Here is a 21,407-nt window from a genome sequence, read left to right on the forward strand (position 1 = left end):
AAAACCGAACGCAGTGAGGTACTCTAGCTGCGGCCATTTCAAGCTAAAAGTAGGCGATTTTACCCGGTGACATGAGAGGTACATCATGATACAATTCTTTGGCAACCCTTCATTCCGGTTTGATGGTATAGTCGATTGCAATAGGGGTTGGTCCTTGAACCGGTCCGATCAAATGCAACATTTGCATCCTAAACCGTTCTACGATATCGCGCTTCAATAACCATCGATGAAAATCCGCAGGAGAAGTGTTGTGGTGGTGCACACTTTGATACCCATTGGGAGCCTTTACATCCCTTCTGACCGGAAACTGCAACCACTTTCCTTGAAATTCCTCAGATAGCATCCAATTCAAGTAGAGTTTGGCCGCGGCCTTATGTCGGGCTTCCTTGGGAATTCCGGCCGCCTGGAACCAGGTCAGAAAATAGTCTTTGCTCGGCAATACGAAACGGGTGTCGGAACCTGGCATGGGTGCGAAAGCCCAAAACGTGGTAAAACTGGCGGCATACCAACCCTTATTGATGGCGACATAAGGCATAGCCGTACCCCGCACCCAAACGGGTTCACTGGCCACCAAATCCAACAGGTACTGCCATCCATACATTTCCTTGAGGTTCCAGAATTGGTATAGAACGGCGTCATCATCATGGGGATAGGTCAATATCACCTTCCCTTTCAAAGCAGGGTCAAGATAATCCAGCGCATCACGGGGGATGTTATCCTCCCCAACCATCCCAGTGTTGACAAAATTGGAAAAGGTCACCCCATATAGTCCGGTCCAATGCCCATGGGGATCTTTATAATCCGGAAAGACCTTATCCCAGTTTTTAGGTTTATACGTATCGAGGAAGCCTTGTTCCGTATAGTACGTAAAGCGATGTAAGGTCTGGAATTGGATGACATCGGGGATGTTCTCAAGATCCCCGATCGTTCTTGCATTGTCATAACGCGGGGCATGATTGATACTTACATCCACGCTATGGATCACCTTTAAATCAGGAAATCGAGCCTTGAACATGTCAAGGTAGTAATCGATCTGGTCGGACTTATCCCCACCGGCACGCAAAACGAATTCCCCGCCCTCCTCCAAGGCGGCTTTATAGAGTTCTTCCAAAGATCGGTTTTCAATTTCAATACTCGCCGAGCCTTGATATTTTTGGGCCTGTATAAGGTTGCTTAGTAAAATGCCTAATATGCAAATGATGTATTTTTTCATGGTTAAACGATTGTTTTGATTATTTGATTTTTCCTTTCGCATAGTCATAGGAGCGGCCCAGAATGATTTTGGCAGCAGCCAGTTCCTCTTCATTACGTGGTGCATAAAGCATAATGATGTTCGGTGGTAAATATCCCTGTTCAATCAAGGGATGCCACTCGCCCCAACCTTTTGCAATGGTGATTTCGGCATCCTTGGTCGACAATCCTAAATGAAGACTATAATCAGGATGGGGATGGAAATGGGCGAACTCAGTGCCGATCATAAAGGCATTGCAATCAGTGCACTTTCGGTCTTCGTCCATGCACATGGCCAAGGCCCCTGGAACGGATATCGCACTAGGCCTTTGCTCGATAAATTCAAGTTGAAACGCCCAATCACGCAGTTCATTGACAAAAGAAAGGTCTTTCGGTTGTTGTTCAAGTTGTGAATGTGGATTGGTATTCGTTGTCAAGGGTCGACCACCATCACGTTTCGGCAGCTCATTGAGAATTGATTCTTTCATTTCGAGTGTTCTATTTTCGATGACCCCAACCAATACCAATGCTGCAATTATGGCGGACAAAAACATATCCAACCCTGAACACCGTATGCTATCGATCATCGGCTTTTTGACGAAATTCCGAAACGGCCTTTGTAAAAAACTTAAGGTAGGTTAAGAAAGCCGCGTGATGTAGTATTTGAAATTGTAACTGAAAACTACTTGAGCCGTTGTTTGCGCATCAAACTGAAAAACTCCGGGGTAATGCCGATGTAACTTGCAATGTACTTTAAGGGCACCCTGTTTAAAATATCCCTTCTGTCGTTCAAGAGACTTTCATACCGTTCTTCTGCAGAAAGTGTAAATAATTCAACGATACGCTTTTCTTGTACGATTAGGGCGTTTCGGAACAAGTCACTTACAAACCTCATAAAAACAGGTTCGGAACGAAGCAGTTCATCCCATGAACCCTTATCGATCGCCAACACTACCGAATCTTCAATAGCCTGGTAATTATAGGTCGATCGGGCACCTTCCGAAAATCCTTGCAAATTGCCCATCCAATATCCCTCGGTACCGAAAAGAAAGGTCTGCTCCTTGCCATGATAATCTGTCAAAAACGAACGGACACACCCCTTTTGGATAAAATACACTCGACGGGCCATTTCATCCCGCTTCAATAGGTATTGCTTTTTCTTTATTGCAAGTCTTTCGAAATAACGAATGATGCGGTTCCCTTCTTCAGCGGAAATAAAATTATGGGACAACAGATAATCAAGCATCGGTGGTGGTGTAGGAGTTGTTCCGGAAAGTTAACAAATTGACCAAGATCAATACAATTCAAAACTCGTTGGCCTTGACCGTGACTATACGATCCGTAATTTATATTTCGAATCCAAAAATACCAAACCGAACAAAAGCACCCCGGCAATCAAAAACGTCAAGAGGTTGAACACCAAAGAGTATCCATTTCGTCGGGAGGTCTTTACCACTAAATACAGTAGAAAGGCAACCACGAAAGCTGATATCGCATACACGTTCAAGCCGAGCTCCAAACTGATCCTACCCTCGTCATTGGGCTTAAATCGATTGGCCCAACCTGCCCCTAATCGCATGATAAATGGCAAGAATAGAAACGGGTAGAGCCAAACCCTGCGATACTGCTTCAGAAGCAAGTAAAAACCGACGGCCTGCAGTATCGTGAACACCGGACCGGCAGCGCTTGTGATCATCCGATGAATGGTCGGCAATTCCAAATCGGGATCTTTTGCCGAAGCCCCGTTCAAGGTAAACCCTGCTTGATAGCCCAGCAGTTCATAGGCCACCCAATGACTCATTTCATGGAAAAAAAAGGTCACTAGAGTCGCCAAAGCCATGATCGCGAAGTACTTCAGCCATTCGTTCAAAGACATACTAGGTTGTTTATCAGCCCGGGCAAATGAATTGCGAAAGGGCCGTATTAAAATGTTCGGTCTAAGTACCCCAGCACCTGTTCTCGATAACTGGAACCGATGGGCAATTCCATACCATTCAGCTCCACCTCGTTTTTGGAATACCCTTGAATATAGTGTTTGTTGATGATGTACGACCTATGTATCCTCAGAAAGTCAGGGCCCAATTCCTTTTCAAAGGCGCCTATATTGAGCTTGACCCGAATCATTTTCGAAGGCTGGTGGATCTCGATATAATCTTTGAAACTTTCAATATAGATCAGCTTTTGCGTTTCCAACTTGATTTTTTTATGCCCTTTTCGGATATATACCGTGGCATGGGCAGCAGCGGTTTCGTTCGACAGGCCACTTCGGTCCATATGGGCGAAGAACTTCTGGACCGCCATAAAAAATCGTTCGAACACAATAGGTTTCAACAGATAATCCAAGGCACTGAGCTCAAAACCCTCCACGGCATAATCGCGATGGGCCGTAGTGAAGATGACCTGGGGTTTATGAACGAGGTTCTTGAAAAAATCGACCCCTTTGAGTACGGGCATGTTGATATCCAGAAAAAGCAGATCCACCTGGTTTTTGGCTAAAAAAGAAGAGGCCTGAAGGGCATTGTCACAAGTTGCCGAAACCTGTAGTTCCGGAATTTTCGACACGTACTCCAGGATAAGCTCTTGGGCCAAAGGCTCATCATCAACGATCAAACAGGTATAGGTCATAAGCTCAGTTCCAATTCTGTGGTATACGTATCGGCCCGTTCGACGATGTTCAATTGGTGCTTATTCGGGTATAATAGTTCCAATTGTTGTTTGATGTTAGTAAGTCCCAAGGACTTGCGATCGACATCTTGCGGTTTGGACTTGGGTTTGGAATTGCACAATTCAAAATGCAATTTTCGGTCCCGATTCACAACGGATATCGTAATCTCTGCATTGTCGATCGCCTCGGACACCCCGTGCTTAAAAGCGTTTTCAACAAAGGTCAATAAAAGTAATGGAGCGATGTGCTCTTCACCTGTCACCGATTCGTCGAATGAAATACTTACCCGCTTGCCATAGCGGATCTGTTCCAACTCAATGTATTTATTGATCAGCAACAATTCGTCCTTTAAGGACACATATTTGGTATCACAACGATAAAGCATATAGTCAAGAATATGCGAGAGGTTCTCAATGACCCGCACCGTTTTATCGGATTTCTTCAAAGCCAGCAGGTAGAGGCTGTTCAAGGTATTGAAAAGGAAATGCGGGTTGAGCTGGTTCTTTAGTGCATTCAATTCGGCCTCCCGTTTTTTCTCATACAACAGTAGCAAAGCTTGGCGTTCGCGATAAAACAAAATGGCCATGAGGATAGCTCCCGGATAGGCATAGTACAAAGATTTGGAAAAGAACTCCTTGAAATTGAAAAAAATACCATGAAACGTCGAGCTCGTAAACCTTTTCAAATACACTTCATACGAAGTTGGGTAGTTTGGAATCAGATACTCCAACAGAAAAAGGGTACAGAGCGCATGCACTACGACGAATGAGAGCAGTATGGTCAGAAAAAAGAGTGGAACCCTTTTTTTGTTCAGAAAATGGGGCACCAAAAGTCCGATGGTCGTATAGGCCACACCCATTTGTAAAGCAACACGGAACCCATATACCTCAAATAATTGTCGGGGTTCGGCATAATACCAATTCGCACTTGCCGTAGAGAAAGCGAAAACGCAAACCCAAAACAGCGCATGCAACAAGAACTCACGGGTAGGGTTCGTAATTCGCTTTGAAATTGAGGCAATCGCTAGCATTACACCAAGATAATCCTAATTCGGAAGATTCCGATAATGCGGTGACGAAGAAGCCCTTTTCGCGTACGAACGGTCACATGACCATCGTTTTCAGGTTTCTTGTGCCAGAATGACCTTTTGTTATGCAGAATCCACCCATTGGTCTCCAAGACGGATAATCAACAGACTGGGTTTTTAGTTTTGAGCAAATCAATGACATACCCATGCGCTTAACTTTTCTCTTTTTGACCCTATGTTTCGCTTTACCACTACATACCCAGCAAAACGCCTCCCTGAGCGGTTCCGTCTTAGATGGGCAAAATGGCCAGCCCTTGGCGTTTGCTACGGTAGTGTTGTCTGATGAGACGGGTTCGTTGCTTACAGGAACCGTAACCGATGGCAAGGGTAACTTTCGAATAACGGCACCTTTGGGAGCGTATGTTTTGGAAGTAGAATTTATCGGATTCGGCCCACAGCAACTACCCATTACCCTAAAGGACAAGGACGTCATGCTACCGCCCATATCGCTTTATGAAGCCGTCGAAAGTCTTGAAGGAGTAACGATCAGGGGCATTCAACCGGCTATCGAACAACGGCTCGACAGAAAGGTGGTGACCATTGGTGAAGAACTCGCAGCCCAAGGGGCGACCGCCATCGAATTGATGAACAACCTTCCTTCAGTAACCATCGGATCTGACGGAACCATTTCATTTCGTGGCAGCGAGAATGTGCGCATCTTGATCGATGGCAAATTGAGCAATCTGGAGAATCCGGCCGAAATCTTACAGCAAATTCCAACGAATACCATTCACAAGATCGAACTGATCACCAATCCTTCGGCAAAATACAATCCGGATGGACTCAACGGTATGATCAATATCGTTCTTAAGAAGAATGCCCGGCAAGGATGGAGTTTGGTGTTCGGTGCCAATTCGATATTGGCACAACGCGAGCGTTATAACAGCAACATCGCCCTTACCTATCGCCCCAATACAACCAACATTACCTTTGAGTACAGCAATGGATTCGGAGATCAAATTACGGACGGGAACGTGAATCGGTTCGATTTGGATTCTCAGCAACTCACGCGCAACAACAATAACCGAGAGTCCCATTTCTTGGGTTTGGGAGTTGACTTCCGTCCTTCCGAAAAAACCTTCCTTTCTTTGGCGACCCAACAGAACTTCCAAAATGCCGAATACGACGGTCAAAAAGATGTCTTCTTTACGACATCCCCTCAAAATGATTTCAGTTTAGACGATTTTTTGATTCGAGACGATCTGACCCAGAGTTACAATGCTGATTTCAAATGGGCTATCGAAGGTGAAAGTCATTACCTCCAACTCGAAACCAACTACAACCGATACCAAAGCGATAAAGCCAATGATTTCATTTTTTCGGGGAATACCACGATTCCTTCGTACCAAGAGCTCATCGATGACGCACGATCCATTTGGACCTTTAATATTGATTACCGTGTACCCCTAGGAAAAGATACTTCGCTCGAATTAGGTGGAGAAAGTCGAATCAACCGAATCGAAAATGGCTATGAAACCAACTTCGACGCCTTGGAAAACTCAAACTTCATCTACGATAGGGATATCCTCAGTTCTTACTTTACGTTAACCACAGCCTTAGGTCCGTTCCAAATGAACATCGGTTCGCGGTTCGAACAATATCAAGTACGTGCACAATTGGATCAAGAATTTTCCGCATCTGCGGGTTTCAACCAAAACTTGATCAGTGTTTTTCCATCCTTGTTCTTGGGATATCAAAGACATCAAGATAGTCCACATTCCTATCAAATCAGTTTTGGACGACGCATCGAACGCCCGTCGTTCAACCAGGTCAACCCCATACGGCAGACCACGACACCTCAAATTTTGGCCACAGGAAACATGAAACTACTGCCCCAATTCAGCAATACCCTAGAAGCGAACTATCGGTATGCCTTTACCCAAGGATCTCTCAGCATGGGACTCTTCTATCGGTATATCCAGGATGAAATCAACCGTATCGGCATATTCGATCAAGACGACCCTAATTTATTGAGGCTGAGCTATGACAATTTCGACAACAATCAAGCTTTTGGCGCTGAATTCGGTGGTAGCACGAGCTTGACGAGTTGGTGGCGTAGTTCTCTCAACATCGAATTGTATACCCGACAACAACGCGGTCTTATTGCTGAAGAACCGGTATCAGTGCGAAACGGTCTAGTCAACGTCAAATGGACCCAGAATTTTCGTTTGAGTGATTCCTTCAGTGCTTCGTTATTTGCATTCCATAGTGGACCTCAGGAGATCCTGCAGTATGAATTGAAATCGAATACCTACTTCAATATGGGTTTGCGATACCGCTTCGCAGGAGGAAAGGGCAGCTTAAGTTTGAATTTCAACGATGTCCTTGGGAGTCGTCGGTTTGCCTTTCGAACCTTCCGAACCGTATTCCAAGAGGGGAAATTCCTGAGGGATACCCAGCAATTGTATGTTGGACTCTCCTATCGAATGGGAGGTAAACTGACATCGCGTTCCCGGCGAAAACGAAATAGCAATATCAAAGCAGATCGCTTTTTATAAATCCTAATCCAAAACAACAATTATGCGTACGTCAATCCGAATTCCCATCGCTATGTACACCCTATTTTCTATGTGGACCGCTTTCGGTCAGAAACCTCCTGTCGAATATGACCTCAAAAAAGGCCAGGTATTCGATGTCTTGATGGTCACCACCAAGAAGGGCAGTAAGGAGGCCTTTAAAACCTATCGCGAAAAGGCCTTTCCGGTAGCCGTCGAAATGGGGTATTCTTTTTTACCTGGTTTTACTATTGAAGAGGTCGTGCAGGGTTCCTTCGAACCTAAAGGGGTGGTTTTCGGAAGTTGGACAAGCCTAGCGCAACGCGAAGGATTTTTGGACGTAATCGAAGATCGTGTTCCTGAATTCCATGGGCTGCGAAAGGAAATTTGGTCCGTATTCAACGTGACCTACTATGAAATCCAAAAAGACCTTTCCATACGCCTCGACCCCAACAAGGTGATCGTTGCCACCGCTATTTGGAAAAAGCAGGTTTCTGAACAGGCCTTTGACAACTTTCTTTCCGATTGGAAAACTGGTCTTGAACATTCCAACGGCACCATCAAAATCACTCTCGTCGATGGCAAATCACCGGCAGGCTACGAATACGATCCGGATATTCTCTTTCTTTCCCAATGGAACAGCAGGGAAGAATTCGAGGTCTTCCAAAAAGCGAATCTAGGTATGGATCCCGAAATCCTCAAAAACTCCCATCAGTTCATTTTGATGAAATAAGGAAACGACATGGCCTATCGAAGCGCGGACCAAAAAGGGCTTTGACATAACGCAAAATATCAAAACCCTATCTTCGTATCGGTCCTATAAACCGGTTGACCGATACTTGTTCGGAGACCATCATTATCCTATTCCCCGTTAAGAACATATCCGGACCCTAATTCGAAATACCATGAGTACCTACCAACTCCCTCCGCAAACCAAAATCGGCCATGTGCATTTGAAAGTATCCGATTTGCAACGTTCTTTGGAATTTTACCAAGACCTTTTAGGGTTCGAAGTGATTTCGCGTATGGGGGATCAGGCCGCGTTCATTTCAGCGGGAGGATACCACCACCATATCGGTTTGAACACCTGGCAAAGCAAGAACGGTTCCCCTCCCCCACCAAAAAGTACCGGGTTGTTCCATTTGGCCATCCTGTATCCTACCCGTAAAGATCTGGCGACGATTTTGCAACGGCTGTTCGACCATGGTCAAGCACTTACCGGAGCAGCGGATCACGGGGTTTCAGAAGCGCTCTATTTGAACGACCCTGATGAAAACGGGGTGGAACTATACTGGGATCGGCCTCAGGATACTTGGCCAAAAACGGAAGATGGTGGAATAGACATCTATACCAAACGACTTGACTTGAACAACCTCCTTAGCGAACTGGAAACCTGAAGGATACCGTGCCCTTGAATCGAAAGCATAAAAAAAAGCCCATCAATTGAAATTGATGGGCTTTTTTCAACCATAGGTATCGTTAGACCAAAGGGGTACCCTTCAATCGTTTTTCAATTTTCTTTTTCTTTTCAGTAAGTCTTTTCATGATATCCATCAAGTTGGAATCCTTGGTCTTCTTATATATTTCGTTGATGTCGAGTATCAACTGTTTCGCTTCACGAGAAGCCGCAACACGATCGCTTGTTGACATATGGCTCAAGGTCCTATTTTCAAACTCGGTCGCTTTGTCAAGTAAATCTGCTGTCATTTTTATTTAAAATTAATAAGCATAGGTGAAAACTATGCAATTAATCAATACTTTGTGGCTATCGTGCCATCGGCCTTTCATATTTATGAAATATTTAACGAAACATTTCAATGAGGCTTTGGGTATAGCTATCGATTCCGATTACAAGGCCGAATATATGAAAATACCCGACACTTGATTTGAGAAGTTAAACTTAATATGTAAATTCAGAAAAAAATGCCATGCTGCGCACCTTAAAATTCGCTGTCCTTCTTTCGCTTGTAGCCTTTGTTCAATTCGCTTGCTCCTCCGATGATGGCGGAGGCCAAGAAGAAGTCAATCAAGGAGCCGCCTTGGCTGGGAATTGGGCTCTGGCAGAAGTCAATGTCAGCGAACCCATCGATGTCAATGACGACCAAAACACCAGTTCCAACCTCTTGACCGAAGTACCTTGTCTGACCGGAACCCTGACGCTGACCCCGGATTTCACCTATCAACTCAGTGAGGTCTTGCCCCAATTGATATCCCCCATTACGAATGATCTTTACAATGTCAGCTGTAGCGATGTGTTCACCCGAAGTGGTTCTTGGAGCTTTTCAGGGACCACCCTGACCTTATCCGGTACGACTACCATCCGTTTTCAACTTGAAGGTGATGATCTTGTAATTACCGTAGGCGAAGTATTGCCGGGCATCGACTCCATTGTGTACCGCCGCCAATAACTCATTGGGCCACTTGAGCGGAATCCAATCGTTGGATGCGGGCTTCGAGTTCCTGCATTTCAGCCTCCGTTGTTTCTTTTTGTGCTTGTAACTCTTTACGGAGGGATTGGGACTCTGCGTGCAATTCGTTTTGGGTCGCCGGTCGATCGCGCATCAAAAGGACCAATAAGCTAATGACCGCGAACGAAAAGCTGAAGATCACCGCTGAGATCAACATCCAAAGCAAACGACGTTCTTTGGCTGCAGCAGGTTTTTTGAAAGCGGTGTTGACGGGTTGCATAGCCGAATCGCGATGGCGGACATCGGATAGCTGTTGGAAGAAGGTATCCCATTTCTCCTCTTCATTGACGAACAATGCCCGAAAGCCTCCTTCATCCAAAAACCCCTGGGTGTAACCGGTGGCCGACAGCATGAATATCCTTTGCCCATTGCCGCTCATGATATCGACTAGGTTCGGATCATAGGAAACGATTTCCTCCACCAAATCCCCAACAAATTCAATCGAATAATTAGGTTTCAAGAATTCGTCAAAGAGCAACTGCAATTCAAAGTAGTCTTCCCTGGCCAGGGCATATCTCAAAAACTTGTCTTTTAATTCGGCTTTAAAAAACGCGCTCATTCTAAAATAAGGATTTCGGTTCCCGGATTCGTTCGTCCCCAAAAATAAGGGATCCATCAAACCGAATATGGAATTGGTGTTATGTTGTCGTTATCAATGGGCCGATGCTACATTTGTCTACAGTTGCGGCTTAACCTCGCTCAGAATTTAAGGTTCTCATCTCGATCCCAAAGTCCCCAATAAGCTCCGACATCCCCTTCGGCCCCTACTTTCCAGGATTCGTCGAAGGAAGAGAAATAAAAAATCTCGATGTCTTCCTCTTTGGACCATTTTTGGGTGTTCATAAAATATTTCATGAAGTTTTCCAACCCAGGATACGCCCCTTCCAAATTCGTACCCTGACTAGGCCAACCGGTCTCGGAAATGATCACTTTTTTACCTTTTGCGGCACGTTCTGCCTGTCGGAACATGTCTTTCATATACAACAAGGAATAATCTTGGTCACAGCCTTCCCAGAACGGATAGCAATTCGCCAAAATGACATCACAAGCTTCAGTGATCCTTGGGCGCTCCCTGAATTCGTAATAGGCATCGACATAGCCTACCGGCACATCGGTAATGGCCTCTTTGGCCCGATGCATGAACGCCAATAGCTCATCTTCGGTCAAATCACCACGATACATCACTTCGTTACCGACTGCGGCGATATCGACGTAACCGGCATTGGCAAGTTCGATCAGTCCCTGCATTTCGCGTTCATTGATCTCGGGATCGTCACCGAGCCATGCCCCTACCAGGGTCTTGATACCATATTCTTTGGCGATCTTCGGAATGTTCTCATTGCCATCAGTGCAAGAAAAGGAACGGATCCATTTGGTGTAGGGTTTGATGATCTCCATCCTCCTTCGGATCTGTTCATCGCTGATTTGATCGCCGGGTGATTGGCTTTCCATATAAGGGCTAAAGCAAAGCCCGTGCATGCCGGCTTCCAAAGCCTCGCGGCACATATCCTTTATTTCTTGGGATGACATTCCCGCATAATCTATGGATGCGAGTGATAAAAACTTCTCGGATCTTGATGATGACATATCAGTAGTTCAATTTTTTAGTATTATTCAAATGTGTTTATTGACGAAGTCAAATTTATGCATTCGCAGTTTTTCTTTTAAGGAGTTCGGCCCTTATTTCATTCGCCCTTTCTTCATCTATACCATAGGTACGCATTATCAGCATGGCCACGATGGTGCCTGCCATGGGAAAGAAGCAAAAGAAGGCATGTAACCCATCAACGGCCCCTTGCTGGTCGACGGTAGCCAAATCAGGATTGAACCCGACGATACCGATGATAATGCCACTCAGGGCCCCGGCAATGGCAAAGCCGACCTTAACCATCCACCAATAAATGGCCCCAAAAATACCTTCGCGTTTTTTTCCGGTGTTCATTTCATCAATATCGATTACATCGGCCGTCATCGACATCATGATCGTAAACAAACTCCCGATCCCAAAAGAGAACAGGGGCAATGCAACAATGTAAAGCCAGGGCTTTCCTGGAACGAACAAGAAATAGAGCATGATGTAGCCTACTATAGAAATGGATTGAGATAGCATAAATGCTTTTTTCTTGCCCATTTTGCGAGACATCCAAGTAACCGTGGGTATAACGATAAAGGTGGTGCCCAAGGCCCCAAGACAGCCGAACAAAGCGACCCAAATCCCGGTCGCTCCAGCATCCCCATTGAACAGCTTATAGACAATGACGAAATAGGTCAGGGCTGCAACCGTATTGAAGGCGTTGAATATCAAAAATGTTGCCCCACACAACTTTCTGAATTCCTTGATTTTGAAGGCCTCCTTAAAGCTATAGGCGATTTTCTTCAAACTGCCTCCGATGTTCGCCATATTGAGAGGTTCATAATCTTCATCCAATGTGGGTTTGCTTTTGATGAATATCGCAGGAACGGTAGCGCACAATGCACAGGGTATGGCGACCCAAACCGCCAATTCGCGCACGGCGACATCGGAAGACGGGAACCAATCCTTGTCATCCATGATTACCCAAAACCATGGGGCTATTACCCAAGCCCACTGGCCAATCCATTGCGCAATGGCCATGATATTCGTACGCTCATGGAAGTCATTGCTCATTTCATATCCCATTGCTACATAGGGCACACTGAACAGCGTCAATCCCAAATAAAATATAATGGACCACAAAAAGAAGTACCAAAAATTGTATTGAAGGGAATTTTCCGCGTATAACTGCCACATCATTATAAAAGCAACACCCATCAAAATCCCTCCGATCAAAACATACTGTTTGCGCCTTCCCCATTTCGATTTGGTATTATCGGAAACATAACCCATTATGGGATCGGAAATCGCATCGAAAATCCTCGGGAAAAAGTAAAGTAGAGACCATAGCCAGCCATTGAATCCCAAAGACTGCACCAATACGACCATAAATATCGAAAGAATCGCAGGAAACATTTGGTTCGCGAACATTCCGATTCCGAACGCGATTTTTTGATTAAGTGGAACTGTTGCCTTTTGCGTAGTCTGCCTCATGAAAATTTATTGGGATTATACTTGTACTTCCTTTCTAACTCCATAGGTTCAAAACACCCCTCGGCAATTCTTCTTGGTGTAGATCACAATGCGGTCAAGTTCCTTTGAGCCAGGCGGTAGTTCTGCCAACTGCAAGCCAGGGTAATCATCAGCTTCTTTCCATTTTGAAATGGTTGAACTGAAAAACTCCGAAGCGGCATCATCCGCTTCGTAGATGATAAGGTCATAGGCCTCTCCCTGTTCTCCACCGAAGCGGGTGACGACTTGCCATTCACCGTCCCTCTTATACGACGTATTGGTATGATCGGATTGAGGATAATACCTGTCGTCAGTGGGTCGGATAACCACCCAGATATCCTTTTGATGGCCATCAGGATAGACGCCCATGGTCAATATCCGACAATCGACGGAATCTTTGTCAATGGGAGAAACCACCTTAACTCGATCAACTTCCCCATCGATCTTTAATTTGTTCCCAATGGAAACTTGTTCCATTTGCGTATTGTAATTCACCAATTCGGACGAATAACTTCCATAGATCATCATCAAGATCCCGATAACCCCTAATGGAACCACGATTTTTGAATTGAGCAATCTACTTCCCGAGCTTTTTTTAATATTGCCGATGATGGCGATCAGTAAAAGCACTACCCCGATTGTTAAGACTAATATTTTTGTCGACATTTTGCTAGATTTTTTAAGCTACTTCTCTATTTAATTGATTCTTAAAGCACGCCCCTTCGTTCTTCCAATTGGGCTTTGATATCTTTTGCACGTTCTTCGGAAAGGCTGTATTTCCACATAACCCATATCGCCAAACCGGCGGTTACCACTGGAATGATAATATCCGCAAGTCGCAATTTGGTCAAGGTTTCAGCGGTCTGGGTGGCCGCATTTCCATCAAAACCGATTACTTTAAGTACAAGTCCACCTAAAACAAGCGCCAAGCCTTGACCCAGTTTAACCACCCACCAGTACAAAGCCCCGAAGGTACCTTCTTTTCTTGGCATGCCGTTGTGTAATTCATCGAGGTCGCAAACATCGGCCGTCATACTCATCATCAAAGTGAACAAGCTACCCAAACCAAATGACATCAAAGGAATCGGGATGAAAGAAAGCCAAATGTTATCGGGAGTAAAAGCCCACCATTTCAATGCGTAACCCACTATCGAAAGTGCTGTTGAAATAATGAACGCCTTTTTCTTGCCCCATTTGGTCGCCATAACGGAAACAATCGGAATGACCAAAAAGGCCGAGACCAATGCCCCAATCGAACTGAACCAAGCCGGCCAAGTGGCGGTTGCTTCATAGCTTCCATTGAAGATGTAAAAAACGAAAATAAAAAAACTGAAGGAAGCCACTATCTGGTATCCATTGAACACCAAAAAGGTCGCTCCACATAATTTCATGAACGGTTTGTTTTTGACCGCTTCTTTGATACTACTGAACAGGTCCTTAAGGTTGCTAAATACCGTTTTCAAGGTCAATTTCTTTCGATTGCCCATATTGGCTGAGTCGATACCCCTGCAAAAGATGGCAGGTAATAAACCGAGAAATAAACAAGCAACGCCAACATAAAGTGCCATGGTTCTTACCCCCTCTGCCTGATTACTAAAGATATCCGGGTCGGCGATAATAACCCAAAACCAAGGTACGATGACCCAGGCCAACAGGCCTACCGTCTGCGAAAATGCCATCAATCGGGTCCGCTCGTTATAATCGGAGGTCATTTCATATCCCAAGCCGACCAACGGGGTCGCGAACATGGTGTTTCCGATCAAGAATACCATTGACATGATCAAAAAATACCAAAAGTTGTAATCCGCTGAATTGTTCTCATCGAGTTGCCAAAGCAATACAAAAGTGATGGCACTAATAATCCCTCCGACCAAAATATACGGCCGTCTTCTTCCCCATTTCGAACTGGTATTGTCGGAGATAAAACCCATAATGGGATCGGTTATCGCATCGAAAAATCTTGGCAACCCCCCCAGTAAACCTGCAAGGAACGGATCCATACCAAAAGCGGTGAGTAAGAAGAACATAAAGAACCCCAAGGCACCGGGATACAAGTTCAATACCAAGTGTCCGGCCCCAAAGGCCGCTTTTTGCCCCAAAGGCACCTTATCTTTTGAAATTGATTTTACTTGACCCATACTTAGTTATTTAGTTAGTTAATTACAATCGTTTGAATCGCTTTCGCGCTTATCGTCACTGTTTCAGAGACAGTCCCTGCAGCAATGACGAAGGTTTTTTCGGCCGCTTCCGGATTGAAGACCACGGCGACCAATTCGCCATTGGGGTTCTTGGCAGCGGTCACCTGAAGGCTACTGTCTTCGATTTCGAAACCGATGCGTTTGGCACCGGGTCGAATGTAGCGACTGAAGTGTGCCATGACATAATAAAGGGGCGTGACATAGACTTCATCCAACGCTACATCAACGATGACAGGGGCCACGCACCAATTTTTGAACCAATTGGGGCCTCCTTGACGATCTAAGACCATATTCCAATCGATCCACCCATCGACCCAATTGTTCAAACAGCCGATAATATCGCGGGCATACCGAAAGGTCGGGGCGTATTTCGGGTGTAATGGTTTGTCCTTTTCAGGAGCCCAGTCCCACCCCCAATCCGTGGCTTCTTTCGACCAATACCAAGCATCATCTTTCCATTTCGGCACTTCGGCATCGACACATGCTTCCGATTGGATCAGATGTTTGTCCGGTGCTTTTCGGTGCGCGTATTGCAAGGCCTCTGGAAAGACCTCATAGGTACTGGCATACCAATGGATGGCAGTTCCGTCGAAATATTTCGATGAGGCCTCCGAACGAAACAGTTCGTCTACCCATTCCCCTAAATGTTCACGGTTTTGATCGTAACCCAAAATTTTTATATCCGCTTTGCCTTGTTTCTCCAAAGTGGGTCCTAAATGGGTTTCGACAAAATCGGTCATCTCTTTTGGTGAGAAATGCATACTCTCCCAATTGTTATCATTTCCGAGTGGTTCGTTTTCGACGGTCAGGCCCCAGATATCGATTCCTTCACTTTTGTAAGCATCGATGTACTTTGCAAAGAACAACGCCCAACTTGGTTCATACGCTTTCAGTAACTTGCCCCCTCTCCAATTGTTGTTATCTTTCATCCAAGGTGGGGCCGTCCAAGGTGAAGCCACGATTTTGAAACCTTCTTGGGAATGCCGCATCGCACTTTTTATAAAAGGGATGACCGCTTTTTTGTCTTCATCGATTGAAAAATGTATCAAAGCGGTATCTTCGGCAATAGGCGCGTAGGAATATTGATGTGTTGAAAAATCGCAAGAATTCATATGGGTTCGCGTCAAGGAATAACGAGCCCCGTCCGCACCGAAATATGCTGCAATGATCTTTTCGCGGTTCGCTTCGCCCAATTGGTTCAGCAAATGGCTCGATGCTTGGGTAAACGACCCCCCAAAGCCGGTAATGGTCTGGTATTCTTCATCAGGTTTCAAGACGAACTTCACCGCTCTTGGCGCCGAGGCACTTGGTTCCAGTGCCGTTAATTTGTTGCCTTGGGCCGAAGTCTCAAAAATTTCGAATTGCAACGAAGCCGGTTGTTGACCATTAGCACTGTACATGAAGACCATCAGATATAGAATTCCATATGAAAGCGTGCTTTTCATAGCTTAATTACTGGCCATTGATGCTTCTTTCATCGGCGGCAATTTGACCTCGATCATCAAACTATCCTTATCGCCTCCATAGGTTTTCGTAATGGCGTTTCCACCTCGCGACAAGCCTTCAAAGGTTCCGGCGTCCACCAAATCCCAAATCACGTATTTCGCCTTGCCGTCAACGGTGAACAGACCGAAATGGTTCTCGGAACCCCCTTGGTTCGCAGCATCTTTCCAGGGTTCATTAAAGGCTTCGAAATAAAAACAGGAAATGCTATCGGCATCGGTCCATTTTCGCATACCATGGTAGAACAAGCTTTCTTTGTACTCATCAGTTGCCCGTGACCCTTCATTTCCGTAATGACCGTTCGAAAAACTTGCCCAGCCGGTCTCACCGATATGTACCGGTTTATCGATACCCAGGCTTTTCATGTAGTTGACCACATTGCCATACTGGGTCTGGGCATAGGTTTGCGCCCGTTCCATGGCGACTTCGATCTTGCCTGCATCCGATAAGGCGGCCTCATCTTCAAGGTTGCCCCAAAAATCGGGGTTGTAATGGGTATCGTGCATCGGATAGGTGTGCACGGATAAAAAGTCGACCGCCGCGATCAAGGCGTTCAGATCTTCTACATGGTATTCGGCTTCTCCGCCACCCCATGAAGCGAAATTATCGGAACTGGTTACCCATAGGTCTTTCGAAAGTTCGCCGGAGGCTTTAAGTCCTTGCAGGTGGTTCACCCATTTTAAGATGACCCCTGGCTGCACATAGTAGCTGGCAGCCCATTTGACCATGGCCTCGTTACCGACGGCAATGACCTTGACGATATCCGGGTATTCTTGGGCCAAGCGAACCGCTTCCGCGATTTCTTCAGCGTTGCGCTCGCTTTCCACATTATGATCGGGTTCCAAACCCGTCCATGCGTTCTTACAATCGATCCAGGCTCCCAACATCACATACATTTCAAAATCGGGATCGGCCTCTTTCAATTCCCGAATAGCTTTCAATACATTGGACGCATGGGGCAGGTGTACTTTGTAGGTACGGAGCAATTTGATCCCCATGGCATCCATGATCTTCATATCTTCCTTTAACTCCTCGATCGTCGGTTCGATATCATGATCGATATGGCGATACCCTCCGTATGAAATGGCCTGATAAGCAGGATTCCCTAAGATTTCAGCAGCTGTCAATTCTTTTTCTGTATTCATTTCCTTACAACCAAAACTGGTGATCAATACGATTAAACTTGTTACAACAATACTTGATTTTTTCATGTCAGACTATTTTTGACCGAAACGTTGACTTGCACGATCTCACCGTTTCTTTCGAAAAGGTGTTGGCTGATCGTTTTGTTCAAAGTCTTCCCTTCGATCAAGGTTCTGGATGCATCCTTATGGACGATCTCGATTTTTTGTGTATCCGCCTTCCCATAGATTACGGGAACTTGGCAATAAGTAAAGCCCAAAGTGCCAGGCTCGAGTATCATTTCTTTATGCGCACCGGTAACGTCGACATAGCGGAAGGGTTTCGGTTCACCCACGAATTCGGTTGCCCGTAACAGGCGTGGGTCAAAGCTGATCTGCCCATGGTCGACCCCTACACCGAGCTCGCCGAAGCGACTGAGAATGTCTTCCTTGACCTGACCGGTCATCCCAGGTTGTTGTGCCCCTTTTCCGAATGGGGTATGTGAATAGGGATCCGTAGGGAAGGCACCGTACAAACTTGGAGCCTTATGCACACCGATTCCGGCATTGATTTCATAGAAATGGGCGATCAATCTACCTACTATTTCTTCGTTTTCCCCATGTGCGATAGCGCTTAAGCAACATTCTTTTACGGCCAACAACAGTTTGGAGACCATATGCCAATAAATCGATCCTAAACCTTCGTAGCCGAAAAAGGTACCTGAACGACCCGTAAACGACTTGTGATCGAATACGTTTTCGAAAATATCAAGGACCTCTTTCTTCGCGTCTGCGTTGACGACCAATTCGAGGGCATCAAGGGCTTCTTCAACATCATTGGCGTTCTTGAAATTCCCATTGAAATGATAGGTGCCGTTGGCGTCTTCCTCGATGATCTGACGATAACCTTCTTGGACCAACTTGCTAAGCAAGGTAGAGCTACGTGCGCTTTCCGATGGAATGGTGTTTTTATCCAAAAACTTGGGCAACTCCTTATTCGGATATAGGATATAGCTGTATTGATCTTCCCTAAAAAGGGAACTGGCCTTTAAGCCGTCCAAAACGTCTACCGCCTGTCGCCCGTTCAAATACCCCGAACTTAGCACTGCAACCTGCCCTTCCAACATTTCACTCAAGTACGCGATGGATACCCCACCGTTCGCTTCGACCGACATCAGATTATAGGCATGGTATAGTTTATCGGATCGCAGATTGGCCTCTATGGCATGTTCCATATAGCCGAGGGCCAATCCAAAGAACTCTTTGAGGGTCGCGGATGATAGTTGCTGCTTTTTGCCTGAGAAGGCATTGTTGTACACACTGGTACGGAAGCGATCACCCGCTTCACCCAAACCATCAAGGACGGTGCGTCGCTGATGATCATCAAAGCTCCCTTTCAAGAGTGCTTCACTAGATTGAAAAGTGGAAAAGATACCGTGGAAACAATCCAACAACTCTTTTGAAATCGGGAATTTCCTAGTCTCGGCCCCTTCGAATAAGGTATCGAAAAACTTGAGATAACGTCTTAGATAATACAAGGTTACCATCGAAACCCCATTGCCCACCAAGGCATTGTTCGCATCGTTCCATTCCGGCCGTTGGGTATTCATCCAAATACCTCCTTCAGGAATGAAATTCGATAGTTTGGAAAGCACCGAAGCCAACATTTTCTCGATGAAATTGACATGATGCAGTTCGCCATCGCGGTTTTTGATCAGGGCCGCGTCGGCACCGATCACCCCGCGTTCTTCACGTATGGCCTCATCCAGTTCCAAATCGAACTCAATAGTATCCTTCGGATTGGCCAGCAAATCGGCATATCCTTTGATCTTATACGGCACATTGGCGTAGACGAAAATATCCTTTTCGAAATAGGCTTCCAAGCGCTCGGGATAGTGTGCTTGGATGAATTCCAAGAACTTCAAAGAATAGATGATCTGGTGGTCGCCCCAATACCCGATGTACGACCATGGGTCATCGGGTTCGATGATCTCCCAATCAAATCCATCCTTCGTTACCCGATACGGGTTATAGCCATCGAATGTGGAGGCATTGAAGAATTTCAATATCATGGCGTCGATAAACTCAGGATAGGCGTAGGCCAAGGCTTCCCAGTTTTGAAAAATATCGCGCCAATTGCCTTCATAGTCGAGGATCTTCGACCCATCGACCTCACTATGGGTGTTGATCGAGAAAATATTCCATGGGCGGCTTGGATCTCCATGCCGTCTACTGAATTTCAAGGGCAGGTATTCCAAACATAATCGTTCGAAATCGGCATCTGAAGTGCCTTCTACCATTGCCTTGATCTCTTGTAACGATACGATTTCGGCCAGGCCCTCGATGCGCTCGCGATGGGCCTTGTAGACGTTTTTATTCGCTTTGGCCAAATATTTTGAAAAGTCGGTACGTTCAATGCGATAGTTATCATCAAAAATTCCACCCCTCATGATGTTGAACAATGTGTTCGAAAAGTGGCGTGCATCCTTTAAATCATCGGCGGTACACTGCATCGCGTCAGAAGCCGCGTTCAATTCGATCAATCGCTTGGTACCTAAGGCAATGTCATCGGCCAATTTGATTCGCAAGGCAGTGGGGTTGGCCAATTCGTTGCATAGTGCCACGATAGCGGAATGGTTTTGGTTGACATTCGCTACAATGACCCACTCTTTTTCCCGGTTGGCGGGAAGGGTTATGGTATCATACAGAAAATACGCCCCTTTTTCCCCTTTGATATCCGTTTCAGGATCAAGGGATCCATCGATACGAAACCGGTCCAATTGTAGCGAAGAAAGCAAATGCGATGCCTCAGGAAGGCCCAATGACCAAACCACATTGGCTTTCAAGGCTTCACTAGGTTCGGCCTTATCGACTATGATGGCACTCAACGCATAAATTCCGAGTCCGGACTTAGGTTCGAGTTCACTTCGTTTGTAGGCATCTACTAGGTTACTTGACCGGTTTTGGGTATCACTACCGACCCCATGGGGTACGATATTTTGGATACCATCGAGAACGGCCACTTCTACCGGGCTGGTCTCATGGTTGATCAAGCAGGATTTTCGGACAAAGCCGTACTCATTACTCGAATTCCAGTGGTATCTAAAGGTCAACCCTAGATCTTCATTCCGTTCTTCGAAAAGGATCTTGTTGCCGTGTATGTTCTTATAAAGGTTTCGGGTGATTTGGTAACGATCCCTATTACGGTCTGAGAATGGTTCCCAGACCTGCGGGTTACCGTCTTTTTTGACCCTTAGAATGGTCTTGCTACCGGTCACCTCGTTGGATTCGGTGATCTTGTCATCGGTATAATAGGGAAATAGGGAGTATTGGGCATTTTTTCTCCCTGCCGACAAGCCGCCATTACTTGAAATGAACATCCAGTGATTCGAATCACTGACAATGCTCATAAAAAATGGCCTTAACGCGTCGCTATCGGCTATTTTGAAATATCCTTCATTCTGTATCTGGACATAATCCATGAAGTCGTTCTTTATTGTAAGTTGATTTGGACATTAAAGGCCCGAAGGCCAGTTTTTTTTGTGATTCGGGAAT

The 21,407-nt window shown here is 45.7% G+C and carries 19 protein-coding genes; 4 read left to right on the plus strand and 15 right to left on the minus strand.

The features are described from left to right. Nucleotides 1-109 precede the first annotated feature (109 nt). From ABV409_RS12315 to ABV409_RS12340, 6 genes are all read right to left on the minus strand, one after another. Nucleotides 110-1,213, minus strand: coding sequence for an ABC transporter substrate-binding protein (locus ABV409_RS12315; RefSeq protein WP_353877893.1), 1,104 nt, complete (start codon nt 1,211-1,213; stop codon nt 110-112). A 19-nt stretch (nt 1,214-1,232) separates the two neighbouring features. Beyond that, nucleotides 1,233-1,718 (minus strand): luciferase domain-containing protein, encoded by a 486-nt coding sequence (locus ABV409_RS12320; protein WP_353877894.1) that lies wholly within the window; start codon nt 1,716-1,718, stop codon nt 1,233-1,235. A gap of 194 nt (nt 1,719-1,912) precedes the next feature. Next, complete coding sequence (locus tag ABV409_RS12325) at nt 1,913-2,476, minus strand: Crp/Fnr family transcriptional regulator (RefSeq protein WP_353877895.1); 564 nt, start codon at nt 2,474-2,476, stop codon at nt 1,913-1,915. Nucleotides 2,477-2,560: 84 nt separating this feature from the next. Further along, the gene (locus ABV409_RS12330) at nt 2,561-3,106 is read right to left on the minus strand and encodes a hypothetical protein (protein WP_353877896.1); all 546 of its coding nucleotides are present in this window, start codon (nt 3,104-3,106) and stop codon (nt 2,561-2,563) included. Nucleotides 3,107-3,153: 47 nt separating this feature from the next. Continuing rightward, nucleotides 3,154-3,855 (minus strand): LytR/AlgR family response regulator transcription factor, encoded by a 702-nt coding sequence (locus ABV409_RS12335; RefSeq protein ID WP_353877897.1) that lies wholly within the window; start codon nt 3,853-3,855, stop codon nt 3,154-3,156. Beyond that, nucleotides 3,852-4,925 carry a sensor histidine kinase gene (locus ABV409_RS12340; RefSeq protein ID WP_353877898.1) on the minus strand — a complete coding sequence of 358 codons (1,074 nt, stop codon included), beginning with the start codon at nt 4,923-4,925 and terminating at the stop codon, nt 3,852-3,854. Before ABV409_RS12340 ends, ABV409_RS12335 begins: the two co-directional genes overlap by 4 nt. A gap of 203 nt (nt 4,926-5,128) precedes the next feature. Here ABV409_RS12340 and ABV409_RS12345 point away from each other — a divergent pair, with 203 nt between their 5' ends. The 3 genes from ABV409_RS12345 (at nt 5,129) to ABV409_RS12355 (ending at nt 8,874) form a co-directional block, all read left to right on the plus strand. After that, on the plus strand, nt 5,129-7,480 hold the full coding sequence (locus tag ABV409_RS12345; protein WP_353877899.1) for a TonB-dependent receptor: 2,352 nt from the start codon (nt 5,129-5,131) through the stop codon (nt 7,478-7,480). Between the two features lie 22 nt (nt 7,481-7,502). Then, nucleotides 7,503-8,210 carry a hypothetical protein gene (locus tag ABV409_RS12350; protein WP_353877900.1) on the plus strand — a complete coding sequence of 236 codons (708 nt, stop codon included), beginning with the start codon at nt 7,503-7,505 and terminating at the stop codon, nt 8,208-8,210. 172 nt (nt 8,211-8,382) lie between these two features. After that, on the plus strand, nt 8,383-8,874 hold the full coding sequence (locus ABV409_RS12355) for a VOC family protein (RefSeq protein ID WP_353877901.1): 492 nt from the start codon (nt 8,383-8,385) through the stop codon (nt 8,872-8,874). Between the two features lie 82 nt (nt 8,875-8,956). Here the strand turns inward: ABV409_RS12355 and ABV409_RS12360 are convergent, their stop codons facing one another. Next, entirely contained in the window at nt 8,957-9,184 is a 228-nt protein-coding gene (locus tag ABV409_RS12360; protein ID WP_353877902.1) for a hypothetical protein, read from the minus strand. Nucleotides 9,185-9,405: 221 nt separating this feature from the next. Here ABV409_RS12360 and ABV409_RS12365 point away from each other — a divergent pair, with 221 nt between their 5' ends. Then, nucleotides 9,406-9,885, plus strand: coding sequence for a hypothetical protein (locus tag ABV409_RS12365; RefSeq protein WP_353877903.1), 480 nt, complete (start codon nt 9,406-9,408; stop codon nt 9,883-9,885). Between the two features lies 1 nt (nt 9,886). Here ABV409_RS12365 and ABV409_RS12370 read toward each other — a convergent pair whose 3' ends face one another. From ABV409_RS12370 to ABV409_RS12405, 8 genes are all read right to left on the minus strand, one after another. Next, the gene (locus ABV409_RS12370) at nt 9,887-10,504 is read right to left on the minus strand and encodes a hypothetical protein (RefSeq protein ID WP_353877904.1); all 618 of its coding nucleotides are present in this window, start codon (nt 10,502-10,504) and stop codon (nt 9,887-9,889) included. Nucleotides 10,505-10,644: 140 nt separating this feature from the next. Continuing rightward, nucleotides 10,645-11,532 carry a glycoside hydrolase family 17 protein gene (locus ABV409_RS12375; RefSeq protein WP_353877905.1) on the minus strand — a complete coding sequence of 296 codons (888 nt, stop codon included), beginning with the start codon at nt 11,530-11,532 and terminating at the stop codon, nt 10,645-10,647. Nucleotides 11,533-11,587: 55 nt separating this feature from the next. Continuing rightward, the gene (locus tag ABV409_RS12380; RefSeq protein WP_353877906.1) at nt 11,588-13,012 is read right to left on the minus strand and encodes an MFS transporter; all 1,425 of its coding nucleotides are present in this window, start codon (nt 13,010-13,012) and stop codon (nt 11,588-11,590) included. 48 nt (nt 13,013-13,060) lie between these two features. Then, complete coding sequence (locus ABV409_RS12385) at nt 13,061-13,696, minus strand: hypothetical protein (RefSeq protein WP_353877907.1); 636 nt, start codon at nt 13,694-13,696, stop codon at nt 13,061-13,063. 41 nt (nt 13,697-13,737) lie between these two features. Then, nucleotides 13,738-15,168, minus strand: coding sequence for an MFS transporter (locus ABV409_RS12390; protein WP_353877908.1), 1,431 nt, complete (start codon nt 15,166-15,168; stop codon nt 13,738-13,740). A gap of 14 nt (nt 15,169-15,182) precedes the next feature. Continuing rightward, the gene (locus ABV409_RS12395) at nt 15,183-16,673 is read right to left on the minus strand and encodes a glycoside hydrolase family 30 protein (RefSeq protein ID WP_425590005.1); all 1,491 of its coding nucleotides are present in this window, start codon (nt 16,671-16,673) and stop codon (nt 15,183-15,185) included. Between the two features lie 3 nt (nt 16,674-16,676). Beyond that, the gene (locus ABV409_RS12400) at nt 16,677-17,876 is read right to left on the minus strand and encodes a glycosyl hydrolase family 17 protein (RefSeq protein WP_353877909.1); all 1,200 of its coding nucleotides are present in this window, start codon (nt 17,874-17,876) and stop codon (nt 16,677-16,679) included. Nucleotides 17,877-17,938: 62 nt separating this feature from the next. Continuing rightward, on the minus strand, nt 17,939-21,334 hold the full coding sequence (locus tag ABV409_RS12405; RefSeq protein ID WP_353877910.1) for a hypothetical protein: 3,396 nt from the start codon (nt 21,332-21,334) through the stop codon (nt 17,939-17,941). Nucleotides 21,335-21,407: the final 73 nt, after the last annotated feature.

Origin of the sequence: Flagellimonas algarum, assembly GCF_040513375.1 — a bacterium.
Lineage (GTDB): Bacteria > Bacteroidota > Bacteroidia > Flavobacteriales > Flavobacteriaceae > Flagellimonas_B > Flagellimonas_B algarum.

Bases quoted from the DNA above. Each gene is read 5' to 3' on its own strand.
- ABV409_RS12395 (WP_425590005.1), bottom strand. From the start codon at position 16,673: ATGAAAAGCACGCTTTCATATGGAATTCTATATCTGATGGTCTTCATG.
- ABV409_RS12325 (WP_353877895.1), bottom strand. From the start codon at position 2,476: ATGCTTGATTATCTGTTGTCCCATAATTTTATTTCCGCTGAAGAAGGG.
- ABV409_RS12330 (WP_353877896.1), bottom strand. From the start codon at position 3,106: ATGTCTTTGAACGAATGGCTGAAGTACTTCGCGATCATGGCTTTGGCG.
- ABV409_RS12390 (WP_353877908.1), bottom strand. From the start codon at position 15,168: ATGGGTCAAGTAAAATCAATTTCAAAAGATAAGGTGCCTTTGGGGCAA.
- ABV409_RS12375 (WP_353877905.1), bottom strand. From the start codon at position 11,532: ATGTCATCATCAAGATCCGAGAAGTTTTTATCACTCGCATCCATAGAT.
- ABV409_RS12315 (WP_353877893.1), bottom strand. From the start codon at position 1,213: ATGAAAAAATACATCATTTGCATATTAGGCATTTTACTAAGCAACCTT.
- ABV409_RS12320 (WP_353877894.1), bottom strand. From the start codon at position 1,718: ATGAAAGAATCAATTCTCAATGAGCTGCCGAAACGTGATGGTGGTCGA.
- ABV409_RS12345 (WP_353877899.1), top strand. From the start codon at position 5,129: ATGCGCTTAACTTTTCTCTTTTTGACCCTATGTTTCGCTTTACCACTA.
- ABV409_RS12405 (WP_353877910.1), bottom strand. From the start codon at position 21,334: ATGGATTATGTCCAGATACAGAATGAAGGATATTTCAAAATAGCCGAT.
- ABV409_RS12335 (WP_353877897.1), bottom strand. From the start codon at position 3,855: ATGACCTATACCTGTTTGATCGTTGATGATGAGCCTTTGGCCCAAGAG.
- ABV409_RS12355 (WP_353877901.1), top strand. From the start codon at position 8,383: ATGAGTACCTACCAACTCCCTCCGCAAACCAAAATCGGCCATGTGCAT.
- ABV409_RS12340 (WP_353877898.1), bottom strand. From the start codon at position 4,925: ATGCTAGCGATTGCCTCAATTTCAAAGCGAATTACGAACCCTACCCGT.
- ABV409_RS12360 (WP_353877902.1), bottom strand. From the start codon at position 9,184: ATGACAGCAGATTTACTTGACAAAGCGACCGAGTTTGAAAATAGGACC.
- ABV409_RS12380 (WP_353877906.1), bottom strand. From the start codon at position 13,012: ATGAGGCAGACTACGCAAAAGGCAACAGTTCCACTTAATCAAAAAATC.
- ABV409_RS12370 (WP_353877904.1), bottom strand. From the start codon at position 10,504: ATGAGCGCGTTTTTTAAAGCCGAATTAAAAGACAAGTTTTTGAGATAT.
- ABV409_RS12400 (WP_353877909.1), bottom strand. From the start codon at position 17,876: ATGAATACAGAAAAAGAATTGACAGCTGCTGAAATCTTAGGGAATCCT.
- ABV409_RS12385 (WP_353877907.1), bottom strand. From the start codon at position 13,696: ATGTCGACAAAAATATTAGTCTTAACAATCGGGGTAGTGCTTTTACTG.
- ABV409_RS12350 (WP_353877900.1), top strand. From the start codon at position 7,503: ATGCGTACGTCAATCCGAATTCCCATCGCTATGTACACCCTATTTTCT.
- ABV409_RS12365 (WP_353877903.1), top strand. From the start codon at position 9,406: ATGCTGCGCACCTTAAAATTCGCTGTCCTTCTTTCGCTTGTAGCCTTT.